The sequence below is a fragment of the Brucella pseudogrignonensis genome, assembly GCF_032190615.1.
GTDB lineage: Bacteria > Pseudomonadota > Alphaproteobacteria > Rhizobiales > Rhizobiaceae > Brucella > Brucella pseudogrignonensis_B.
In genome coordinates this window covers 296,826-321,852 of record NZ_JAVLAT010000002.1, presented here as the reverse complement: position 1 = coordinate 321,852, position 25,027 = coordinate 296,826, and the positions used below count along the sequence as shown (strand labels likewise).

Genomic DNA, 25,027 nt, shown 5'->3' with positions numbered 1-25,027 from the left:
CGCTATCAAGTTTAGAAGCGAAAGCTTCGATACCAAATAGCGCTGAGGCAAAATTTCAGCGTCGGTTGTGGTAAATTGCGGTGCAGGATGGCAGAGATTGGTGATAGCCGTTGCTTTTATATATGTGATTGAAAGCTGCAACTTGGCACATGACATGTTTTCAGGCATCAAGCATTCTGTCGGTGTCGCCGACGGTTTGTCGGAATGGACAAACACTTTTCTACTTTTGGAATGGATGGTTCAAAATGCGGGCGCTTGATGACAAAGACCGCGAAATACTGTCGATATTATCGACAGAGGCGCGCATCGCGATTAAAGTGCTTGCGGGGCGCATAGGATTGTCGCGAAGTGCCACCAGCGAGCGCATTACATGTCTTGAGAAGAGTGGTGTAATCAGGGGCTATCGTGCCGATATCGGCGAAATAAATGCGCATGTCATTTGTGCGACCTTGCTTGTAAGTTTAAAGCAGACACCTGCGCGTGAATTGTTGGATGTCCTTGCGGTTTATTCAGAAGTCCGCCGCGTATCATCTGTCAGTGGGCAACTTGATTTCATTGTGGAGTTAGAAGCAGGGTCAATTGATCGTATTAATCAGTTGCGTGACCTGATCGCGCAGCACGAGCTCGTCGAAGACCTGACAACAGCAATTGTGCTGCGCCGCGATATTGACCGGAGATGATAAAGGTTGGATAGAAGCGGCGACGATTTTACCGGTATGCAGCGGCTGCGAGACTTCCTGAACCAGCATATTGGGCCATTTCCTTTGGAGTTATCGAGTGAACAGCGTTGATGTGTTGATTTTGGGTGCAGGTGCTGCGGGGATGATGTGCGCTATTGAAGCCGCAAAGCGTTGTCGGTCGGTGCTCGTGCTCGATCATTCCAAAACGCCCGGCGATAAAATCAGAATATCGGGTGGCGGAAGATGTAACTTCACAAATATTCATACCAGTCCTAAAAATTTTATTTCTCAAAACCCCCATTTCTGTATTTCGGCTTTAAGTCGCTACAAACCAAGCGACTTCATTAACCTTTTGAAACGCTACGATATCTCATTCCATGAAAAGACACTTGGCCAACTTTTTTGCGACGGCTCGGCTGTCCAGATTATAAAGATGCTGCGCAATGAAATGGAGATATATGGTGCTCAGTTGCAGCTCCAAACCTCAATCGAAGATGTAACGAAAACTGAAGCCGGGTTTGTCGTTCGACATAGCCAAGGAACGACGATTTCAAAGTCTCTTGTTGTTGCGACAGGCGGTAAGTCGATCCCTAAAATGGGTGCGACAGGTTTGGGTTATGAAATTGCTGCGAAATTCGGATTAAACATCGTGGAGACACGTCCTGGCTTGGTGCCTCTGACGTTTGAGCCGCATCTTTTGGAGCGCTTAAAGCCATTGGCAGGTGTGGCGGTGGACGGGAAAGTGTATTGCGGCAAAACTCATTTTTCCGAAGCTGCGTTGTTCACACATCGTGGAATAAGCGGGCCAGCTATTTTACAGATATCGTCTTATTGGCGCGAAGGAAGCGAAATAACGATATCTATGGTCCCGCAAGTCGACATATTTGAAGAACTACGCTTATTGCGAAGTAAAAACGGCAAGCAAGCGCTGCAGACGGCACTGACTTCATTTCTTCCAAAAAAACTGGCACAAATTATAGCGATTGAAGCCGCTGCCCCTGATAAACTTGCGGATATATCAGATGCAATTCTGCGACGCGTTGATGCTTTGGTGAACAAATGGACTGTTAAGCCTGCAGGCTCAGAAGGATATCGCACGGCTGAGGTGACTATTGGTGGCGTAGATACGAAAGGGTTGAACTCTAAAACTATGGAGGCAAACAACGTAGCTGGCCTGTATTTTATCGGCGAAGTCGTCGACGTTACCGGCTGGCTGGGAGGATATAATTTTCAGTGGGCTTGGTCATCTGGCTGGAGTGCTGGCCAAGTCGCCTGATATTTCGCTATATGTATGAGGTTACTAAGAAAAAACCTTCGAACTATATAATAAAATTAAATTAAATGGACCCCTCCACTGTTGAAATGGAGGGGTAATTAAAATTCACTTTTCTATACTTAGAGTAAAAAATTGATAATTATCAAAATATCCATACTCGTACATACCAACTACGCCTTCGCCGTCGCCATCCCGATCATAAATTGTTAAAGCGGTCACATCAGCGACTGGATTGGTGGCTGTGGAGTCTGAGTGTAGTGTGAAGCAGACTTTTCCACCTTCCCAGATCGCATGAAGACTATATATCCAATGCGTATCTATTCCAAGATAGCCAGCCACTGATGGCATATACATATATCCATGCAATTTAGCATCATTATATTCGATGCCTAAATATAGCTTCTTATCGTTGTTCTCTATTTTTGTTCTAGGAAAATGCAGATATGCGTGAAGTGATTCAGGGTCAGTTGTTGAAAGGTAATCGCTTTCGTCTAGGCTAAGAAATTGTATTACACTGTTTCTATCCGGGCTGTAATAAACAATATCCGCAGTTGATCCTTTATGGAATGTGCCTATCTTTATGGTATGATCTCTTCCCGTCGTACTCAGATAGTAATTAGCGGTTACTTTATCATTGGTTTCTGTGTCTATATTACTAACATCTGTTGTTAAGAAGTCATGATAATTGGAACTGATGAGGGAAGAAACTTCGCTATTTGTATAAAACATACCAAGCGCGCTGAAATCCAAACTGAAGTCGTAGCGATTCCCATAGAGATCGACAAACTAGAAGTTCTGTGAAGGAAATGCTGACCAAAATACGCTTTCTCCTAAGAATGATCCAAAAATTTTGATCCATAAATAAGCGTTACTTTCATTATCTAGGCTTTGAGATGCGTAAGTGTATTGGCAATCATTTATTGGAGTATAGGTTGCAGCTGTGGTAGATCCGTCTGAGGGGAATTTTTTATTAACCTCCATGTCATTTGGATCATTATCCACAAACTGACCAAGATTGTGCAATACAAATTCATTATGGAAAATTCCATTACTAAGTCTTCCGACACACGTTCCGTATTTATTTTTCTCACTATATCTGTTATTTATTTCCTTCGAAGGAGTATGTGTCCAGCCAATTATTTTATTCCCACTGTTTGCTTCGGGTTTTATAGATATTTTTAGATCCCAATGTCTGTTGCAATTGGTTAAATCAGTGAGACCTGTATCCCCAATCGGTGAAGGTGAATTATCTCTATCCGTATTCCCTTTAAAGTCTCCTTCATATTTTAGTTTAATATCATATGCATTCGAACCAATTTTTATTGGATCAATTGTTCTGCAGGATGGAAATGTTTGTTGTTTACCATCTCCTAGCCATCTTGTAACTGTAATGGGGCATCCCCATTTTTCATCATATATTATAAATCTAACACCTAACGTTCTGTCTTTTGAAAGTGGATTTGAAGAGTTATTAGATATATATATATATACATTGAAGTTATATGGTTTGCCAGCATCTGGATTTAAATGACTAGTTATGATACCGAATTCACCTTGCCTAATAGCTGAAGTATACTATTTATAAGGGTTCACATCATTGGGGTCATTGGGATCCTGCACAAATACTTCATATCTCCAGCCCTCATTCAAACTTGTAATCGATTGGCCTGTTTCGTAATCAACAATATCTATACTATTTTGTACAAACTTAGGTTTTGGGGGCTGGTTGCAATTTCCTGTTATTGAGCCATCTTTAAGATTCTGAGCGTTAAAAGTTAACCAGATTTCACCTCGATGATGTCCGTTTCTGTATATTGATAATCCAGAATAATCCGTTTGGGTCCAGGTCATAATAACAGCGTTTACGCTGGCCCAGTCACCGCGTGCCGTGTTTGTTCCTGATGCTGCAAATGGGTCCTTAGGTCCGTTGCTGCCGGTATCAAACTTGCCATCCAAAAGTTCGTTTTTAACTACACCATCTTCAATTCGGTGCGCTGGTAATGCAGCAAATTCAGCGACTTCAAAGCCCATACTTGGGGCGCCGATATCGTAATAAGGGCTCGTGTCGCTAGTCATAAGGGTCGTACGTTGCCTATTAAAATCAGGCAGTTTGTTGCCCCACATGATGAAAGTGCCATTTTCCCAAACGGGACAGAATTGCCATTCTATAGTATATTGACTATCTATTTCATATATTGGGAGCGTTTGTAGAACATATGAGTGGTTTCCTTGAGTTATTCCAAGCGTTGCTGTTTGCGATAATCCATTATCGTAAAAAGCCAATTTGTATTGTGCGTTCTGTATTTCTGTCTTATCATTTAGTAGGCGATAAGTCTGGAACCCTGCTTGAAGGGTAGGTGTAAAAGTTATATTGTTATAATCACTTACAGGTATGAAATTCAGGCTGTCTATTTCATTAGAACCAGTCGTTTTATAGTTATAAGTTAATATAGAGTTGGAGTTTTGGCCGCCAGATACAAGCCAAAAGTAAAGATTTTTAGGGTCGCCAATATTATAGTATCTAATTTTGTCATCAGTTGGTACAGATAGCCATTGGGGCGGGTTTTCAATATCTGTAAATTTATGTAGGCCGTTTTGATCCGAATCCTCGTCGGGTGAAAATATTTGTGGACAAGCAGCTGGATCAGTTTCAACTTTTAGTATATTTCCATACTGATCAACTATATTTAACTTGTAATAAGTCCCCCTAGCATAATGTTGTGCCATATAACCAAATGTTAGATATACACTGATGTAGATAACGGTGTCAGTTGCAAATTTGAAGTTTTTATTATTTGTAAATAAAGTAGATAGGTTTACCGTATTTTTTTCAAAGCCATCTTTATATAAGTTGTATTCTTGCAATATCCCACGCTCAGGTATTAAGGTTTCTGGCTCTAGCTTTGTTGAATTTGCCATATCCATAAGACATGCAGGCCACAAGTAAGCCTTATAGGAATATAGTCCATCTCTCCTATCCAGAAAGCAGCACGGCTCCAATGCACTATTGGCAGCGCTGCCTCCAGTTGGATCATCTTCGTTCGTATCCAGTGAGCTTTGTTGAGTTGGTGTGTAAGGAGGATCTTTCAGACTGATTTCGGCACGGCAAATCTTATTATTATATTGGAAATCATCTTCGGCTTCACTTAAATCAAAATGGTAAGCAAAGTGTATTTCGCGATAATAATGATCCTGTGATAACTGGCTTGAATCGTCTTCTGGCGTGCCATTATTTTCACAATTAACAGTAACAATTTCTTGTGTCAGTATTTCTTTAGGAAGAGCATATTTTCTTATGGCATGAATTGTGCAAGACTCTAAAAAGTCCCCACCTATGCAACTCTTAAAAATACTGCCTCCGCCTGCAACTAACTTGCTGATGTCTATTTCGACGCCGATATCTACGTCTTTAACATTATTAATGCCGGAAAAGTCGGGTGCATCGGTTTTGACAAAAAATTTAAATGTATAGGCGTTTCCAACCAGTTGTGCCGTATTCCCAGTAAGTGTCTTACCGCCATCTGCGGCGCCAATCGGCGCTGTAAAGGCGTCAAGCTTTGTTACTACTGCCCAAGGTTCATTTACTTCGAGATTTAGTCCCGTATTATAATCTAATAGCTTGATTGAGCTTCTTAGCCGGTCTGCAGTTGGAAGGTCGCTACTATTTATATCATTATCATTAGCATCTATCGCTTTGAACGATATAACAATAATTGCTGTATGCTTATTATTTGCATAAATGAAAGTTTCATCTGCTAATGTTGTCTTACCATCGGTTCCATCATAAACTTGAATAGATAGATCTTTAATATTGGTCCAAGGATTGGTTCCAGGCATTTTAATATTCCCAACATATTAATTTTCTTGGTAATTAAGTTAATTGTTGCTTAACCATATTTGGGAGCAACAATTAACTTTAGCGGCTACTTAAATAGGTGCATTAGCGGCGAATTCCGAGTTTCAAAGCTTCGGGTGTTTGATTTAAAGTTGCGAGCCTGTCTAGTATTTGAGATGAAGTCGGACGTGATCCATCAGGGACCACTCCACCTTTAACGCTCGAACCTTGTGGTTTTGGCAGAGCTGGCGCTTCAGGAGCTTGTAAGGGGTTTTGAGTTTCTGCGGATGTCTTTTCGCCTTCGACAGGCGAGCTTATACTGGATTGTGAACCTGTTCTGATGAGAGGCCCAGCTGTTTCAGTCGCGGCCGTTGCTGCAGCCAATGGTCGTTCATTGCCAGTATAGCTATCGCGAAGATCCACCAAGTCATTATTCAAATCCGTTTGCAGACCGTGAGGGCGTGTGCTGGCGCGACTTATGCCGCTATGGCGTGATGAGTTATCCGTCTTTGTCGAGGGAGTTCTTAACTTTACCTCTTGTGGTGTTGTCTCCTCGAGTGGTTTTTGTTGCTTCGTTGTCCCCTCTGCAGCATCTCCCATGAAATCGGGTGATCTGGCCTGATTTTTCATGATGCTGTCGAACCTATCCATCATCCGATCAGCGCGCATATCAGCGGCTGATTCAATCGCGTCTCGTTCCGTCTTAGCTGTTAGCGCAGCCTGCCTGGCTTCCATTTCCCCTACGACAGATGAACCTACCGGTGAAAGAACCATAAAAGCTAAGTTTAAGTCCGTATTACGTGCTCTTGGGTTCGAACTCCAATTCTTGGAAGCTTGATAGCCTAAGTCAGCTCCAGCCATCAGAGGTAAAAGCTTCGTGGCAAGCTTGGTGACGCCTAATACAGAAGGGCCCTCAAAAATCATTGGAGTTATGGCTGCGGTAGCTAAAATCAGAACAATCGCGCCAACAACAATAACGCCTGTCCAATTAAACTTATGATTTTTGCCTTGAGGTAGGTGGCCACTTGCGTCGCTATAATTAATTGGATCGTTATGTGCATAGCCATATGGATTTATGCCAGCCGCAGTATGCGGTGCGAAATTATCTGCCTTGTTAAAGCGGCCTATACGCGGATTATAAAGACGATATCCGCGACCAAGATAGTATCCCCCCAAAGCTTCGTTATATACTTCACCACGGTAGGAAGGTGCTGTTACGCTAACCTTATCACTGTCACCAAACGGAGTTGTTCCTGAAGATAGTATGCGGTTTTTTGAAATTTGATATATCGGCGTATCCAATGAATCCACCGGCACAGAAAGGAATTGATTAGACTGGTCGCCCGTTTGACCGAGATAACCGTGGCTCGAGTATAGACGGCTTATCGCATTGGTTCGTTTACCCGACTGATCCGTAGTAAATTCCGCATCGATTGCATAACCATCATAAAAGAAATTTCGTGTATTATTATCCTGATCAATTTGCTTGCGTAAATTGTCGGTAGCGTCATAAACAAAATTTGTTGTTTTACCGTTCCTAGTACAAGTTGCGATGCGGTCAAAGGAATCATAGGTAAATTGACGCCCCTGATCATCGTTCAGAGCTCGGTCAAATTGTGTATCGTACTCTAATTTAACGTCTTTTTCACCGTCTTTTTGTATCAGATCAATAAGAAAAGGATTGTCTTGTCTGTAGTTAAAAGTGGTCGTAATAGATCGACTTTCACCTTTGTAATTAGTTATGATCGCTACGATATTATTTAGTACATCATATTTATATGCCTGATTTTGAATTTCTTTTCCCGTGCTATCAGTCACAAGTTGAGTTCCAGTACAGCTATAATTATACAGCCGCTTTCTACGGTCATATAAAAACTCTTCCTTGCGTATTATTGATGACCCATCAAAGGAATTACTATAGCGTCTTGTCGAGAGGAGACCGTCAGAACGATAAGTCATATCGATATAAGTCGCAGGTTGTGCGACCGACTTTTCCCAAATTCGGGTGAGTTCACCAGTGTTATCATCATAGTTGTAAACTGTTAGTGTTTGACTCCCGCTATCAACCGTACCCTGATTATTAGTCGAGTCCCAGGTACTCATTGCCCATATTTTTTTAGAAGAAAGGCGACTAAATTTATCGTATTCAAAATCAGCGCGCATAGTGGAATTCTCAGTTCGAACCAAACGCATCATGTCGTCATAATAATTAAATGTCACAATGTTGTTAGCATTCGTGTACTTAGTTACGCTAGATGTATTAGAAGAATAAGATACATCTATACTAGCATACGGTAGACCTTGTGTTGTGTAGCTCTCATGTGTGATTCTACCAATTGGATCGACAGTCCTACTTATAGATATCTGAGTTTTATCTTTATACTTCTCCTCCAAGGTTAATTCATTACCTAATGAATCGAACGTGAAATTCTTGATGCGTCCATCACTTGAGGTGATCGTTTTCAATTTTCCGCGCAAAGACGGTTCATAATCGTATGAAATCGTCGTCTTCCGATCCGGCAGAGTTTTTGACACTAACCGGGCAAAAACTTTATCATATTCATACGAATAAAAATGGGCATATTTCAGGTCGCGCCCATATAGGCTTCTTTTAGAAAGAAGGCTTCTATCATCGTATTCGCATTCTAATATAACATATTTTTTCTCAGTATTAACTCCAATGGTAATACTAGTTACTCTTGGTTGTATAAACCTTTTGTCATATTTCAATTCCATAAAAGTTTTATCGGCCATTATAATTTTTGTAGGTCGAGCGAGATAATCGTAATAAAAGTTCTCTTCGTATTGATTAATTTCACGAGCATTATTTCCCGTTATATTTTCAACTATCTTATCTAGTATTCCATACTCGTTAAATGTATAAGTATTACTGTGTCTAATATTATTTCCTGTCGAGTCAACCACAAACTCATTTACAAATTTATTGATCAAATCTACTGTTTTTTTCTTAGTATCCTTTATGGAGTTGTCTACTATAGTTGTTGTACTGGTTGAAGGGTCGAAACTCGAATTAATCTCTCGTTCTCCGTTGTTGGATGGATACAAGTAACCGGAAAGAGATTGGAATGTATTGTAAATATGTTTGCTCTCTGAGACAGCATTGACCATATCTGTCTTCCCCGGCAGTGAGTCCAGAGATTTAACGGAATCTATTTCTCCGAAATAATTATATATGAAATCCGATATTACTTCGTATTGTAGTTCAGAACTACTATTATTTTTAATAGCTTGATCTATTCGAACTGTTCTACCCGCTCCATCGAGAAAGTGTGTTTGTCCAATATAGAGTTGGTTAGTTTTTCCATTTCCAGGATTATCTAGTGTAATCTCTGATATTGCTTTATTATAAATGTTGTTATTTATTTCTACTTTATCATATGTGTGATTAGTTGTTGTTTTATAGTAATTATCTTTCGGAATGTATTTTTCTTTGGTAGCAATACCAGTGGTGCTATACTCGTATTGATAGCTATTGTTACTAGAGTCTGTTGCATCTAGCACGAGGCCCCTAAATCTACATCTCGTTAATTTCGAGGTTGTATTTTCAATGCCTGATTTCGTAATTGTTGTTGCAATTCTGTCAGGCATTTCTGATGCAGCAGAATCATAAAGGTATGTATAGGTCTCTACTAATGCCAACCCGACCTCTCCATTATCTAAATCGTCTTTATCACCTTGAATTATACTGTTAGTAGTTATCGATTTAATATTAGTGTAATCGAAACTAGATGTATCTGTACAGTATTTACTAATTTTTTGTATAGCGAGCTTACCAGATGATATTAATCGTGATTCACTTTGCATTAGAAACTGTTGAGTTGGAAAGTAATCATAAGAATTATCTTTCTTACTAATTGTAATATAGTCAAACTCAATTGACCCAACACTTATTTCTTTCCCGCTAATATCGAAAACTTCGATGGACTTGTTATATGTTGATGGCCATCCATTTTCATCATTTTTTATTACGTAGGGGTCAAGAGCGCAGCCAGTTTCCTGTCCATCTGCTTTATAGTATTTATGTTCTACCTTCTTTTTATCAGAATACGTCTCAGTTTTTATTAATCCATCCCAAACTGTTCTTGAGTCGTAATATTCTCGAGTTATTTTTTTTGTTCTTTCCTTCCATTCTTGCGAATGTTCGTCTAGAACAGCCGTAGTAACGGATATTTCCAATGGATTCTGAAACCAGCTAGGTAAATTATCGTGTGGTGTGCCATCGAAAAGAGATTTGTCGTAAGTATTTGTGGTTGTTCTTTTTGCATTTTTACTGGAATCCAAGTAATATTCTTCATTTAATAAATGATACTTATTGTATGTGTATTTCGTACTGAATGCTGTCATACCGTTATCATCTAGTACATCTTCTGTTACGGAATACGTGTAATCGTTATAGGGAGAGTTATAGAGCTCGTCGTCAGTCTGGCTTGTATAATTAACACCACTATTATACCCTAAATAATTGTTTTGACTGTATGTATAACTTTTTCTAACCGGCTTCTGTTCTGCTCCGTAGTCAGAAGTATAATAAGCGACAGATGGCATCTGGCCGGCACCAGGTATATTAAGGCCGTAAGGAAGAATATTATAGACTACCGATTCTCGTGTACCAGTGGGATATGTTACAGAAAGAAGTGCACTATTGTTTCCAAACATTACGTGAGAAGGGTTTTCTTTATTGGTTCCTGTTTCGAATATCCACTCTAATGATCCCCTTTCTACTGTATTGTAATTTATGGATTCTAGGTAACTATTTTCTAAGTTAAATTTATATACCTGTTTATAGTCTTTATCTGGATATACAGTTAAGGTGGTGGTAGATGTAGTGTAGGTGACCTCAACTAGTTTTGTTCCATCGCCATCAATGACGTCAGAAGTGGCTCGGTTTGTCTAAACAGTTTCGGGCGTTTTGTTAAGTGGATTTCCGCCTCGCTTATGCCGCCACCATCATTGGTGTCAGCGCGTTGAAGTAGACCTGATCCGGTGTCTGCCGGTCAAGCGATGAATGTGGGCGTCGGCTATTGTAGAAATTTAGATATCTGCCGATGGCATTGCGGGCCTCGGACACGGTCTTGTAGGCGTGAAGATAAACCTCTTCGTATTTGATTGACCGCCAGAGCCTTTCGACGAAGACATTGTCCCGCCATGCGCCCTTTCCATCCATTGAGATGGCAATCTCTGCCTTTTTCAGCACATTAGTGAAGTCGATGGACGTGAACTGTGATCCCTGGTCCGTATTGAAGATGTCAGGCTTTCCATAGCGGACCAGAGCTTCCTCAACCGCTTCGATGCAGAAGTCCGCCTCCATCGTGATCGACAGTCGCCACGACAGAACCTTGCGGCTGAACCAGTCGACGACGGCGCAGAGATAGACAAAGCCTCGCGCCATCGGAATATACGTCAGATCCATTGCCCACACCTGATTGGGTCTGGTGACCGCTAGCTTGCGCAGGAGATAGGGATAGATTTTATGCCCAGGCGTTGGCTTCGAGGTGTTTGGGCGACGGTAAATCGCCTCGATGCTCATCTTCTTCATCAGTGTTGAGACATGCAGCCGCCCAACCTCAAGCCCTTCTCCTTTCAAAAGCCCCTGCAACATCCGACTTCCCGCGAATGGATATTCCAAATGCAATTCATCGATCCGACGCATCAGTGCCAGATCGCCATCCGATACAGGGCGCGGTGAATAGTAGACACTGCTACGGCTGAACCCGAGGAGCTTTGCCTGTCGTGCGACCGAGAGCTTGTGAGCGCGGTCGATCATTTCTTTCCGCCCAGCAATCCCGCCTTGCCGAGCGCTCCTGCTAAAAAATCATTTTCTAGCGTAAGCTCCCCAATCTTGGCATGCAGCGTTTTAACGTCAACGGTTGGCTCTGCTGGTTCCGCCTTGGTCTCGTCGCCAAAAACACCTATAGCACCCTCAAGAAGCTGATCTTTCCATTGCTTTATCTGGTTCGCATGCACGTCAAACTGCTGGGATAATTCCACTAGCGTCTGCTCGCCTCTGATCGCAGCGAGCGCAACTTTTGCCTTGAAGGCTGGGCTATGGTTTCGGCGTGGTCGTCTCGTCATGCTATCTCCTGTTCCTGGCATCTAAGCCGAACTCAGGCAGAAATTCCACCTATCCTAGCTGTACAGATTTCCCGAGCCACTTCTGTCAGTGAGTTGACCGTCGCTCGTATAGGTGAATGACAGTTGATATCCTGCTGCATTAATTTGGTGAGTTGGAAGGTATATAGCATTATCTCCTGAGTAATACGGATTACTTCCAAGTATAATTGCATCTCCGTGTGCATTCCAAATGCAATAGCCGTCAGGATTCCTAATGAAGCGGAAGTCTTTTATCTTTTGATATTTTATTTTATAAAAATTCTGGTCGTCTGGTTCGCCATCTACGATCCAGTTACTACCATTAGGGTGCGTGAGAATGCCAGTTGTAGAGTTGTAATTGGCTATAGCAAAAGTCCATCCGATGCCAAACCCTTCATTTGCGCTGTTATTAGGAGCATAGCTGAGAGCGATTGGAAAATGCGGGCCAAGTCCTCTGTTCGCTGTTATCTGTTCAAAATTTATAGTTGGCTTGAACTGGCCCGTTCTCGGGTCGACGTTTTTAGCAACCGAGCTGGTGAAATTTTGGGCCATAGTGAATGATTGCGTCATTGTTCTCTCTTTCTATTGACTTTTAACAACTGTAGGTTGAAAATGTATTTGGACTTGGGTCGTTTATATTTTTTTAATCAATTTTAGGCGGATCTAATAATGTATAGGGCTTATAAAAGCAGTTTGAAATTTATCTGCATAGCTGGAAGTTTTGCGTGCTCAATGGCTGATGGCCATGCTGACGCTGTTCAGTGGCAAGGCACGTCGGGGGGGAATTGGAGTAACACAGCGAGCTGGAATGGTGGGGCTCTTCCCGGTATACATGATGATGTAGTGCTTTCAGGTAGCGGAGATGTTGAATTCGACCTTCCAACTGCTACCATAAATAGTCTCGCCATAATCGAGACTGCGTTCTCTGCATCGCTTAAGGTGAAGCCAGACACAAATTTTACAATTGTAGGCGACCTTCGTATTACGGGAGGGGAGACGTCTGGATTTTCCATTGAGGGGAAGGGGCGAAAGCAACTGTAAATGGAAATATATTCGTAGGATACCAATCAAATGACTCAGTAGGTGCTCCTATATTGCATGTTCGTAGCGGGGGCAGTTTAACTGCTGCACAAGGGACAACATCTGTTTTTGGATCAGCAAGTAATACGAGCGGGTATTTGGATATCTGGAATAAGAGCACAGCTATATTAGATAATGTAAACTTGGGTTTAGATAATGCGCAAGGCTTAATTCAAATCGAGTCTGATAGTTCGCTTGAAACTCGTATAACGCAAATGGGTATCGGTACTGGCACTGGAACCGTAAAGGTTCTCGAAAATTCAACATGGAAAGCGCATGCGGATGTTGTTGCAGGCGTCGATGGTGAGGGTGTAATCGTGGTCCAGAAGGGCGGCTCCTTGATATTCGACGATGGATTTTCTCTTACGCTTGCAAAAAACTCCGGTTCAAAGGGAAAGCTCTATATTGGTGATGATACTGGTTCAGAAAATGTAGGGGCAGGTAGTATCGTTGGCGGTGCCATAAAGATGGGCGCTGGCGATGCCGAGATTTTCTTCAGCCACAATAATTCAGATTATAGGTTTGATCAAGTTTTGTCGGGTAATGGCACAATCTCTAATAAGTCGGGTCATACGACACTCACTGCAGATAGTGCGGCGACAGCGAAGTTTGAGGTCAGCGGCGGGACCCTCATTTTGGCCGGCAATTACTCTGCAGATCAAGGTGCGATAATAACTGCCGGCACATTGCAAATTGGCAATGGAGCGGACAAGGGTAGCATTAGTGGTAATATTAGCGTTAGCGCAGGCGCAACAGTGCTTTTCGATCGAGCCGATACGGCGAATTATGGGGGGGCGATGAGCGGTGCCGGGTCCTTTCAGAAAGCAGGAGCCGGAAGTCTCAATTTGGTTGGTGACAGCGCCAGTTTCGTTGGAGCCTCTAATGTGAGCGAGGGCATACTGAATGTTAATGGTGTTCTTGGGGGCACTGTTCATGTCTCGTCGGGTGCGGCTTTAGGTGGATCCGGCAGAATTAAAGGTAATACCACAATTGCAGATGGCGCTACCCTATCTGGCACTGGCGGCCGTAAGCTGGATTTTGACGGCGATCTTTTACTCAATGCCAATAGTCAGATTAATGTAGCATTTGGTAGTGCACAGGGCGACGATCTTTTTGATGTAGGTGGCACTCTTGCGCTGGACGGAAAACTTAATGTTAGCAGCTTTGGAGATACCGGACCTGGCCTCTATCACGTTTTTCGGTACGGAAATTACTCTGGAAACAACATAGCTGTTGGAACTTTGCCGACAGGGCAGGATGTTTCACAAACACACGTCTATAATGATACTGTCAACCGTGAAGTCATTCTAGTTAATGCAAATGGCGCGATACTCAATTTCTGGGATGGACCTAATGGCACTGATAGTGATCAACTTGTTGGTGGTGATGGAATTTGGAATCTAACAAATAACAACTGGACCCAAGATAGGGCTTTCTTGATCCATGGTCACTGGGCTGAGGATGAATTTGCCATTTTCGGTGGTAATGCGGGTAAAGTTCAAGTCGATAATTCTTCTGGTCGGATTTATGCTAATGGAATGCAGTTTTTGGTTAGCGATTATGAGATAGCTTCACTTACAACTGATGATGTTTTGACGCTTACTGAAGATCCATCTCTTGGTACAAAGCCAATAATTCGTGTGGGGAGTGGCCACGACACCGATTCTTCCAGAATAGCAACCATATCTGCTATTATTGGCGGTACGGATGGAATGCAGAAGACCTTTTCTGGTACGCTGGTTTTGACAGGTGCGAATACTTACTCAGGAGATACTGATGTTAAGGGTGGTGTTCTGCAAGTTGGTGATGGTGGCACTAGTGGCAGCATTCTCGGTGCCGTGAATGTTGACGATAGCGCGATATTCGCTTTTAAGCGAAGTGATAATATAACTTTTGTAGGAATGATCGCTGGTGAGGGCAGTGTTGTCCAAAAGGGAAGCGGAAGTCTTACTCTAACTGGGGCAAATAGTTTTTCGGGTGGCCTTACGGTTGAAAGCGGCACGGTTGAGGCCGGTAATGAAGGAACGGTTCTCGGTACAGGGGTTGTGAACATAGGTTCCGGTGGTAGAGTTGATATTAAAGACCATTCTGTAAATATCAATGGATTGTCAGGAAGCGGAGTACTCGACTTAGGAAGCGGTGATTTAACTGTCGATGTTTCAAACGATGCCAGTTTCTCGGGCACAATAACTGGAAGTGGTAACTTCGCCAAGTCTGGGGCTGCGACAGTGATTTTATCAGGGGTAAGTGACTACAGTGGTACTACCTCTGTCAGTCAAGGTGCTTTGAGACAAGGTGCCTCGGGAGCGTTGAGTAACAATTCAGCTTATAATATAGCTGAAAATGGAACTCTTGCGATTGGCGGATTTGATACATCCATTTCAGCGTTGACAAATAACGGAGTGGTACAAATCAGCGATGAGGTTGCTGGCGCAACTTTAACCGTCAAAGGAAATTATGCGTCTGGGGGCGGGGTGTTGCAGTTCAATACCGTACTTGGAAGTGATGATTCAAAAACTGACCGCCTGATCGTCCAAGGTAACTCTTCTGGTACCACAAATGTTGTAGTTATCAACCGAGGCGGGCAGGGCGCTCAGACTGAAAATGGTATTAAAATTATTGAGGTTGACGGTGACTCGGGTGGAGTGTTCAAGCTTGTTAGTGACTATGTCACAAAAGGTGGGGAACATGCTATTGTAGCAGGAGCTTATGCATACACTTTGCAGCCGGGGGGAAGCAAGACTGGTGGAGAGGGTGATTGGTATTTGGTAAGCGGTTTGCTGAATCCTGATACACCTGGAGAAAAGCCTAATTACGGGGCAAACGTTCCTGTCTATCAGGGCTATAAGGATAATATGCGTAGTTTGATGCGCCTTCCAACTCTACAACAGCGTGTTGGAAGCCGTCTTGATCGATCAGAAAATGCTCAAGCGGAAAGTGACAAAAATGCGCCATCTCTTGACTATGTCTGGGCTAGAATTGATGGTAGTCATAGTCAGTTGAGAGCAAAGTCTGCTACTGGTATGAAACAAGATATCAACACGATAATATTTCAGTCAGGTATCGATGGGCTCTTCTATGACGGAGAAAATGGAAAAGTCTTCGCAGGAATTTTCGGTAGCTATGGTTCAGCAAAAGGGAGAGTCGGTTCTGGATTTGGTGATGGTGAAATTAATACCAATGGTTGGAGCTTGGGTGGTGCCGTGACTTGGTATGCAGCCAATGATTTCTATTTGGATGGCCAAGCGCAAATGACTTGGTTTAATAACGAGTTGTTTTCAGACACGGCTCATGTTTCATTGACCGATGATCAAGATCATCGTGGGTATGCGTTAAGTATTGAGGCTGGACGTAAAATATCCTTGGGTGGCAATTGGATTATCGTTCCACAGTCTCAGTTTTCTTGGTCTTCATTGGATTCGGGCGCATTTAAGGACGTTTGGGGGGCAATAGTCGATCTTGAACGCGATTCCAGTATCCTTGGCCGAGCCGGTCTAAGTATTGAATATAATAGTAAGTGGCAGACCACTGATGGTCGGAATGCTCATTCCACGGCTTATGTCATAACGAATTTCTATAAAGATTTTGAAGCGAGTAGAAACATTAGGGTCTCCGGAACCAAGTTTAAGAATGAAAACCAGTCTAACTGGATGGAGGTGGGGTCCGAATTGATGTCAGCTGGGCTGATGAAAAGTATGCAATTTATGGGCAAGGTTCTGTGAGTACTGCTCTTGAAGACGCATCTAGAAATTACATTTTAAAAGGCAATGCTGGATTTAAACTTCGCTGGTAGTAATATAATTGAGTATTTTAATACATAAACCGAATCTTTTAGTAAATTAATTGATGTGAATATATAATTTTTGATTGTCGGCATGCGAATGATATGCCGACAATTTATTTTATAAACAGGTATAAGGATTTTTATCCGAAAAATAGCTGTAAAAAACTACAGGACTTTGGTAAAAACGCATAATAAAAATCGTTCGCTATGAATTAGCCTTTGTGGACAAAAGTTGACTACAGGATGGGGTTTTGATGAAAGGCCCTATTTCGAGGCAGCCTTGGGTGAACGGATTGGTTTGACGAACGATGAATGAGCGGTGATCGGTTCTCTTCTTCCTGCTGAGCAAGGCCGCAGATGCTGCCCTGTCCAAGACAACTAGCTCTATTTCGAAGGCATGATGTGGATGGCGCACATCAGGAGCGCAATGGCGGCACCTGCCTGATGAATACGGTAAATGGAACAGCGTCTTCCGCCGATATCGGCGCAGGGTTGAGACCGGCGCGTTGCGATCGCTATAACAAAACCAAGCAATCCATGAATGCAGACAGAACCTAGTTCAACGGACGGCTAACCAGTAGGTTTACCAATAGGCTGCGGATAGTGTGTCGATGCTTTAAGTGGACTTTTTGCGCTGCAAAGCAGCAAGCACAGAGCGTTCGGACCGCAGGAGATAAGAATCGAGTTGCTGGGTTGCCGTCTTGATATCTCCCGCTTCAAGAGAAGCCAGAAGTTCGGCATTTTGTGCTATGTAAGCTTCGTGAAGGTGCGCTGTGTCTTCCAGTTGTACGAAAACAAGACGTAACTCAGCCAGCACCAGATCAAAGCAAGAGCTTAGCCTAGGACTATCGCAAAGCTCCACCATTGCACGGTGAAACTCCATATTGATCGTTCCCACCTGCCGCCAGTTACCCGCTTCCTGCGCCGATGACGTTTGTGCCAGCAGTGCCCGCATGCGCAACAATGCCGGATGGCCGGGGATGGCAACCTGAACAGCACCCTTCTGGATGACGCGTCGCACACGATAAATATCAACGACCGTGGCCTCATCGGGCGTGGCAACGAACACACCGCGATTGGGAATATAAGTCAGCAGGCTCTGACTGGTCAGCAAACGAAAAACTTCGCGAAGCGTGTTGCGCGATATGCCAAACTGCGCTGAAATCTGCTGCTCTGAAAGCTTGGTGCCGGGCGAGAGTTCACCCGTAATCAGCATCTCACGAATTTTGGCGGCAGTTTGGGTTGCCAATGTCTGGTTATCTGAAGGCGGCAAAATTTCGCGTATCATGAATATCCTTCAAACCCCCTGCCAATTGATGACAGCTTTTCGGGCTAAACTCTCAGAGCCATGCTAACCAAAACTCTTATCAGCTATTTCACATCATATTCATGCAAATATACGATTTCATATTGTTGAACAATCTATAATAGGTTATTCAACAATAACCCGTAATGCATTTATGTTCAACAGGGGCAAAACATGGCAGCTATCGATCTCAACAGTGATCTTGGTGAAGGCTTCGGCCCATGGCCTATGGGAGACGACACAGCGATGCTGGCGATCGTGACCAGCGCCAATATTGCTTGTGGCTTCCATGCGGGAGACCCAGCCGGAATTCTCACTGTGCTACGCGAAGCTGCCCGACGTGGCGTCTCCGTTGGTGCGCATATCGGTTATCGCGATCTCGTCGGCTTTGGCCGTCGGAACATGGACCCCTCAAGTGCTGAACTTGTGGCCGACACGATTTACCAGATCGGTGCATTGCAGGGACTGGCACAGGCTGCTGGAACAAAGGTGCGTTATGTGAAGCCGCATGGTGCGCTTTACAATACAATCGCCCATGATGCGCGTCAGGCAGCCGATGTCATTACAGGGATCAAGGCAGTCGATCCATCGCTCGTGCTGATGGCGCTGGCTGGTGCGCCAATCGTTGATCAGGCTCGTTCCGCTGGCCTAACGGTAGTGTGCGAAGCCTTTGCCGACCGCGCCTATAATGTTGATGGAAGTCTCGTTAATCGCCGCATTGAAGGTTCGGTCATACACGATCCAGAAGTCATTGCGGAACGGATGCTGCGCATGGTTAATGAGCGGCGTGTAACCGCCATTGATGGAACCGATATTGCGCTGGATGCGCAGTCGATCTGTGTGCATGGCGATAACCCGACCGCTGTTGCAATCGCCGCCGCATTGCGTGAGCGACTGGAAGCACGCGGCGTGGAACTCAAGCCTTTCGTTGACGTCACATCATGAGTGAACGCCTGCGCTTTCTGCCATCCGGCAGTGACAGTTTTCTGGTCGAGCTCGATGATTTGGCCATAACGCTCACACTACTCGACGCTTTGCATGCAGCAAAGCTTGAAGGCGTATGCGAAGTCATTCCCGGCGCGCGTACGATCATGGTGCGTTTCGACCGCTGGCTGACAGATCGTGCCAAACTTGCAAGCCAGATTGCAGCGCTTGATCTCTCAGCGCGTAGCTCCCGCAGCGGCGATTTGTTTGAAATACCCGTCACCTATGATGGTGAAGATCTCGGCGATGTAGCGGCCATGCTTGGCTGCACAATCAACGAGGTCATTGAGCGTCATACTGAGGCAACCTATACAGTCGCCTTTACAGGCTTTGCCCCCGGTTTTGCCTATATGACTTGTGACGATCCCGGTTTCGATGTGCCGCGCCGGAAAAGCCCGCGTGTGAAAATTCCGGCCGGATCGGTGGCACTGGCAGGTAAATTCGGCGGTATTTATCCGTCGGACAGCCCCGGCGGTTGGCAATTGCTCGGCACCACACCGCTTGCCATGTGGAACACGACACGGGAACGCGCAGCACTGCTTGCTCCGGGTGATCGCGTGCGGTTTCGTGATATGGCGAAGGGTGGACCAATCACAGTATCAAAACCAGCCGCAGCAGCAGCAAAAACACAGCCCGCCGATGGTCTGCTTGTAACACGCGCTGATCGTCCTGCATTGTATCAGGATATGGGACGTCCAGGCCTTGCCAGTCAGGGTGTGTCGGAATCCGGTGCGCTTGATCGCATCGCTATGCGTGAGGCCAATCGCTGTGTGGGCAATCCCGCGAATGCCGCGACTATCGAGATTTCCTTTGGTGGCTTTGCACTTAAGGCCGACCGTCCGGTGACGATTGCTGTGACCGGCGCGCCGTGCCCGCTAACCATTCGTACCCCGGAAGGGGCTATTATTACAGCAGGCTTCGCAAAGCCAGTAGCACTCAATGCAGGTGATGAATTGTCGCTTGGCATCCCGCCGGAAGGAATGCTGAGCTATCTCGCGCTGCGTGGTGGATTTGAGGTTGAGTCCGTTCTCGGATCAGTCTCACGTGACACACTCGCCAAAGTTGGACCTGCTCCAATTGCGGCTGGCGATATTCTTGTACCGGCCAACGGGACAGCATTGGCGGTTTCATCGGATATAAACCCGCAGCGGGTGCTGCCGCGCGCCGGAGACGTCGTCACACTCGATATAGTGCTGGGACCGCGTACCGACTGGTTCACGCAACAGGGCCTTGAAACACTCACATCGCAGGACTGGGATGTGACACCTCAATCAAGCCGCGTTGGAATGCGCCTCGAAGGCGCTACAGCCATCGAACGCGCCATCAATGATGAGTTACCATCTGAAGGTACAGCTCTGGGTGCCATTCAGGTGCCCGCGAATGGACAACCGGTTCTGTTTCTGGCCGACCACCCGCTGACCGGTGGTTATCCCGTCATTGGTGTCGTGGCAAACCATCATCTCGATCTTGCAGGCCAGATACCTATCGGCGCCCGCATCCGTTTTAACCCGATCTCCAATTTCGAACCGCAAGAAGTTATAGCCTGATGAAGAAGCTGCTTATTGCCAATCGCGGCGAAATCGCCATCCGCATCATCCGCGCAGCACGCGATTACGGTGTTGCCTCCGTGGCGATTTATTCTGATGCAGATGCAAATTCACTGCACGCCGAATTTGCAGACGAGGCCTATGGCCTCGGCGCTGGTCGCCCGGCGGATACCTATCTCAATATTGCAAAGATACTCGACATTGCGAAGCGCTCCGGTGCGGATGCCGTGCATCCCGGCTATGGATTTTTGTCGGAACGAGCTGAATTTGCCAAAGCCGTCATCGATGCCGGTCTGATATGGGTCGGCCCATCGCCGGAAGTCATCACGTCGCTGGGTGACAAGGTTGAAGCACGGCGAATTGCCGAAAAAGTCGGCGCACCGCTCGTCAAGGGTTCAGACGGCCCACTGGCATCGGCTGCGGAAGCTGTGGCCTTTGCGCGTGAAGCTGGCTTGCCGTTGGCGATCAAGGCCGCGTTTGGCGGTGGCGGTCGTGGTATGAAGGTGGCGCATCGTCTGGAAGAAGTCGGTGAATTGTTCGATTCCGCCGTTCGTGAGGCAGTAGAAGCCTTCGGACGTGGCGAATGCTACGCCGAGCAATTCCTTGAAAAGCCACGGCACATTGAGGCACAGGTTATTGCTGACACACACGGCAATACGGTTGTTCTTGGCACACGTGATTGCTCACTGCAACGTCGCAATCAGAAGCTAGTCGAAGAAGCGCCTGCGCCCTTTATCACGGAAGAGCAGCGCACCCGTATCCATGAATCGGCCCGCGCAATCTGCGCCGCAGCGGGCTATACGGGAGCAGGCACGGTCGAGTTTTTGTTGTCGCAGAATGGCACGATCTCGTTTCTCGAAGTCAACACGCGCCTTCAGGTCGAACATCCGATTACGGAGGAAACCACCGGCATCGATATTGTCATCGAGCAGCTTCGTATTGCGGATGGCAAGGCGCTGTCCTTGACCGAAACGCCTGCACCGCGCGGTCATGCCTTTGAATTCCGTATCAATGCCGAAGATCCGGGCCGTGGCTTTCTGCCTACACCAGGCCTGATTAAGCGTTTCCGCGCCCCTTCGGGTCCGGGTGTGCGTCTTGATACAGGTGTGGAAAGTGGATCGGAAATTCCCGGCCTCTACGACTCCTTGATGGCAAAACTCATTGTGACCGGCGCTACACGCGAGGAAGCGCTTATCCGTGCACGACGGGCACTGGCCGAGTTTAAAATCGAAGGTGTTGCCTCCGTGTTGCCATTCCATCGTGCGGTGGTCGAAGAAAGAGATTTTACCGGCGAAGACGGCTTTAACGTCTTTACCAACTGGATCGAAACCGAGTTTCGCGGTGTTGAGCCATCGGCAAGGATTGATCCGGTTGATACTGACGTCATCCGCAGCTTTATCGAGATCGATGGCAAACGCCATCAACTTGGCTTGCCCGCAGCCCTCTTCTCGGGTCTCAGCGCACCGCAGCAAGTAGGCGATGCCACTCAACAGGTTGCAGAAGGTGCAGTGACTGCGCCTATTCCCGGCACGTTTCAGCAGTGGCTGGTTGAAGATGGAGCCATGGTAACTGACGGCGAAGTGGTAGCGATCTTGGAAGCCATGAAGATGGAAACGCGCATAGCTGCTCCCAAGGCCGGCAAGATCAGTCTTCATGCTAAGCCGGGCCAGAGCGTTGGTCTTGGCGCGGAACTTGCGACCATCGAATAATGAAAGGGGTAGCAATGCCCCTCTATGCACTGAACCAGCTATTTGGATAGTAAAATCGAAAGATATAATGAAATACCTAAACAAGGGAAAAATCAGGCTGTAGATACGAGTATTACTAAAATTTGAGATATTGCAAGGGAGCCGGATCAAGGTCGCATTAGATCAAAATATGTTACAGTTTTTCCCACCAGTTCAATAAATTGTCCACGCTCCTAGTATCTCCATGAAAATAATCTATCAAGTGATCTCTGTTTTTATAAAGAAGTTCACTATGATCAATATTAAATTTCTTTCCATGAATCATAACCTTTGCACGTCTTTGCATAAGTGTATTTACATCTGATTTCCAACTTCTACTAAATAGAGAGAGTTCGGGTCTTTGAAATCCCGCCCCTACTCCACGGTTTTCTTCTATTGCTTTTTTAGCGCCATTGAAGGTTGTGGCATATACTGAAGGACCGCCGTGGCCGTCCCAATTCGAGGGCACCCACTTATGATGTACCAACTCTCGATATCGAGGGTCGGGCGTCGGTGGCCGCATCGATACCAAATCTGCTAGTCTTGGTATGGTGTCATCAGAGGCTATTCTATTGCCTAATAATTCATCAATTGAAAACCCATTGGTGGTCAGATTACGGTGTGTTGGCAACGAGGGACGGTCATAAGGCCCTACTATCGCTCTCTGATACGGGCGGCATGCACTCACGCGGGCTATTGATGTGCTAGGGCGATCAGCTGGCGATGTATAAGCATCAGTGTGTGAGTGAAATCTCTGAATATCGTTTGCTCTTTCAAGCTCCGTTCCTGCAAGGGCTCGATCAAACTCATGTCCCATTATATTGAATAGTTCTTCCATAGCATGACCTCATTCAAAGACCGGCAGCCAATTTTTTAGATTAAGTTGCATTGCTTTGGATGAAAACACAGCAATCATTCATTATAAACTGTAATAAATACCTTACGGAAAATTATTCAAAAACAGAAATGTCGAAATAAACACTGGTTCTGATATAAGTTCTCAAGTTAAATCACATGAGAAATTACCTTTACATAAAACAAAAGACCTGCGGATTACGAAACCCGCCGGTCTTTGTTTTGCAATGATATAGCCCGAAATGGGTAGCAGCTAGCTCTGCAGCATAAACTTCTGGATGCGGCTGTCAGCAGGGGCATCTTTCAGTTCCTCTGCCGTCATGTTGACCGCAACATGGCCATTTTCCATCATCACAACGCGGTCACTAACACGGCTGACAAAGCGCATTTCATGGGTCACGATAATCATCGTCATGCCATCGCGTGCGAGGCTTTCAATAACCTGCAACACTTCACCCACCAGCTCCGGATCGAGCGCCGAGGTCGGCTCATCGAATAGCATGATTTCAGGATCCATAGCCAGCGCACGCGCAATTGCCACGCGCTGTTTCTGTCCGCCCGAAAGCTGATGCGGATATTTGTTGGCATGGGCCGCCATACCGACGCGAGCCAGATGGTTCATGGCAGCAGCGCGCAGCGCTTCCTTGTTGCCATTGCCATGATAACGCGGACCAAATGTCACGTTCTGCAAAACAGTCATATGCGGGAACAGGTTGAACGACTGGAACACCATTCCAAGCCGCGTAACGCGATCATGGAAATCGGAAACAACGCGATAGCCCTTGTCATCGGCTGTAATCCACTCAGCCTCATCCAGTAGAATACGACCTTTATCGATATCCTGAAGCGCATTGATCGTGCGGATCAGGGTCGTCTTACCAGAGCCGGACGGTCCGATGATGCTGACCACTTCGCCCTTGTTGACCTTCAGTGAGACGTCTGCGAGTGCATGCTTATCACCGAAATTCTTAAAGACGTGCTCAAGAGCCACGACAACGTTTTTGCCGATACGGCGTTCATTGGTGGTCTGGGCTGGCGCTTGCGTTGTGGCAGGCACGGCAATTTCAGCCCCGGTCATACGCGTGATATCAAGACGACCTTCAAGCCGTGACAGGAAAAAGCTGAAAACAGAAACCACCAGCACATAGTAGAACGACACTGCAACCAGCGTTTCAATCACCATGAAATTGCGCGTGTAAAGCCGTTGGCCAACCAGCAATATCTCCGCAAGCGAAATCACCGATACAAGCGAAGTGAGCTTGACGATCGTGATGAATTCATTGCCGAGTGATGGCAGTGCAACGCGTACAGCTTGTGGCAGAATGATATGGCGATATTTGCCCACGGGGCGAACGCCTAGCGCGTGCGCTGCTTCGTGCTGGCCCTGATCAACAGAGATGAGACCCGCGCGATGAATTTCTGCAAGATAGGCAGTTTCCGAAATAACCAGCGCGATCAGACCCGCCCAGAAGGGCACCGACAGGACTGGACCGAGCGCCGGTATAAATTGCGGCATGTTATAAACGAAAATCAGCAATACCAGCAAAGGCAAGCTGCGGAACAACCAGATATAGGTCTTTGCAGACCAGCGCACGACGCGCAGGTTGGATTGTCTTGCAAGCGCAAGCAAAAAGCCAAGCACAGTACCGACAACCCAGGTCAGCACACCCAGCCATGCGACAAGTGCTGTGGCACGCCAGAAATCTGGATAGAGCACGAGGCTGAAGAGATAGTTCCAGTCGAAATTCATGGGCCGGGTTTCCCAAATGTAGTGCGCCCAGTTGGACGCATGGCGCTTCAAGCCATTGATTTAATCCGCATCCTTATTCAAAACCGTTTCAC

General features: G+C 45.7%; 14 protein-coding genes. 6 read left to right on the top strand and 8 right to left on the bottom strand.

All coding sequences use genetic code 11. From position 1 onward, the window contains the following. Nucleotides 1-245: 245 nt before the first annotated feature. Together RI570_RS12805 and RI570_RS12800 are read left to right on the top strand one after the other, a co-directional pair. Complete coding sequence (locus RI570_RS12805) at nucleotides 246-680, top strand: Lrp/AsnC family transcriptional regulator (protein WP_313828927.1); 435 nt, start codon at nucleotides 246-248, stop codon at nucleotides 678-680. A 97-nt stretch (nucleotides 681-777) separates the two neighbouring features. Then, entirely contained in the window at nucleotides 778-1,956 is a 1,179-nt protein-coding gene (locus RI570_RS12800) for an NAD(P)/FAD-dependent oxidoreductase (RefSeq protein ID WP_313828926.1), read from the top strand. A 105-nt stretch (nucleotides 1,957-2,061) separates the two neighbouring features. Here the strand turns inward: RI570_RS12800 and RI570_RS12795 are convergent, their stop codons facing one another. The 5 genes from RI570_RS12795 to RI570_RS12775 form a co-directional block, all read right to left on the bottom strand. After that, on the bottom strand, nucleotides 2,062-2,706 hold the full coding sequence (locus RI570_RS12795) for a hypothetical protein (protein ID WP_313828924.1): 645 nt from the start codon (nucleotides 2,704-2,706) through the stop codon (nucleotides 2,062-2,064). Between the two features lie 825 nt (nucleotides 2,707-3,531). Next, nucleotides 3,532-5,793 (bottom strand): hypothetical protein, encoded by a 2,262-nt coding sequence (locus RI570_RS12790; protein WP_313828922.1) that lies wholly within the window; start codon nucleotides 5,791-5,793, stop codon nucleotides 3,532-3,534. 103 nt (nucleotides 5,794-5,896) lie between these two features. Continuing rightward, nucleotides 5,897-10,468 carry an RHS repeat-associated core domain-containing protein gene (locus RI570_RS12785; protein WP_313828920.1) on the bottom strand — a complete coding sequence of 1,524 codons (4,572 nt, stop codon included), beginning with the start codon at nucleotides 10,466-10,468 and terminating at the stop codon, nucleotides 5,897-5,899. A gap of 277 nt (nucleotides 10,469-10,745) precedes the next feature. After that, a protein-coding gene (locus RI570_RS12780) for an IS3 family transposase (RefSeq protein ID WP_313828919.1) occupies nucleotides 10,746-11,884 on the bottom strand; the annotation gives its coding sequence in 2 pieces (ribosomal slippage) (nucleotides 10,746-11,617 and nucleotides 11,617-11,884; 1,140 coding nt in all). Between the two features lie 54 nt (nucleotides 11,885-11,938). Then, entirely contained in the window at nucleotides 11,939-12,472 is a 534-nt protein-coding gene (locus tag RI570_RS12775) for a hypothetical protein (protein WP_313828918.1), read from the bottom strand. A 524-nt stretch (nucleotides 12,473-12,996) separates the two neighbouring features. Here RI570_RS12775 and RI570_RS12770 point away from each other — a divergent pair. Further along, entirely contained in the window at nucleotides 12,997-16,704 is a 3,708-nt protein-coding gene (locus RI570_RS12770; RefSeq protein WP_313828917.1) for an autotransporter outer membrane beta-barrel domain-containing protein, read from the top strand. A gap of 678 nt (nucleotides 16,705-17,382) precedes the next feature. On the opposite strand, the gene RI570_RS12765 is transcribed toward RI570_RS12770, so the two are convergent. Next, nucleotides 17,383-18,054 (bottom strand): GntR family transcriptional regulator, encoded by a 672-nt coding sequence (locus RI570_RS12765; RefSeq protein WP_313828916.1) that lies wholly within the window; start codon nucleotides 18,052-18,054, stop codon nucleotides 17,383-17,385. A gap of 192 nt (nucleotides 18,055-18,246) precedes the next feature. On the opposite strand from RI570_RS12765, the gene RI570_RS12760 reads away from it, so the two are divergent. From RI570_RS12760 to RI570_RS12750, 3 genes are read left to right on the top strand one after another with little or no spacing between them, the layout of a single operon-like run. Then, entirely contained in the window at nucleotides 18,247-19,017 is a 771-nt protein-coding gene (locus tag RI570_RS12760) for a 5-oxoprolinase subunit PxpA (protein WP_313828915.1), read from the top strand. Continuing rightward, nucleotides 19,014-20,603: an urea amidolyase family protein gene (locus RI570_RS12755; protein WP_313828914.1), complete on the top strand. Its 1,590-nt coding sequence runs from the start codon at nucleotides 19,014-19,016 to the stop codon at nucleotides 20,601-20,603. The genes RI570_RS12760 and RI570_RS12755 overlap by 4 nt, the downstream gene beginning before the upstream one ends. Continuing rightward, the gene (locus tag RI570_RS12750) at nucleotides 20,603-22,312 is read left to right on the top strand and encodes an acetyl/propionyl/methylcrotonyl-CoA carboxylase subunit alpha (protein WP_313828912.1); all 1,710 of its coding nucleotides are present in this window, start codon (nucleotides 20,603-20,605) and stop codon (nucleotides 22,310-22,312) included. Before RI570_RS12755 ends, RI570_RS12750 begins: the two co-directional genes overlap by 1 nt. Before the next feature lie 172 nt (nucleotides 22,313-22,484). On the opposite strand, the gene RI570_RS12745 is transcribed toward RI570_RS12750, so the two are convergent. Then, a complete protein-coding gene (locus RI570_RS12745; protein ID WP_313828911.1) occupies nucleotides 22,485-23,168 on the bottom strand; it encodes a hypothetical protein in 684 nt (227 codons plus the stop codon). Between the two features lie 270 nt (nucleotides 23,169-23,438). Beyond that, nucleotides 23,439-24,935 carry an amino acid ABC transporter permease/ATP-binding protein gene (locus RI570_RS12740; RefSeq protein WP_313828910.1) on the bottom strand — a complete coding sequence of 499 codons (1,497 nt, stop codon included), beginning with the start codon at nucleotides 24,933-24,935 and terminating at the stop codon, nucleotides 23,439-23,441. Nucleotides 24,936-25,027: the final 92 nt, after the last annotated feature.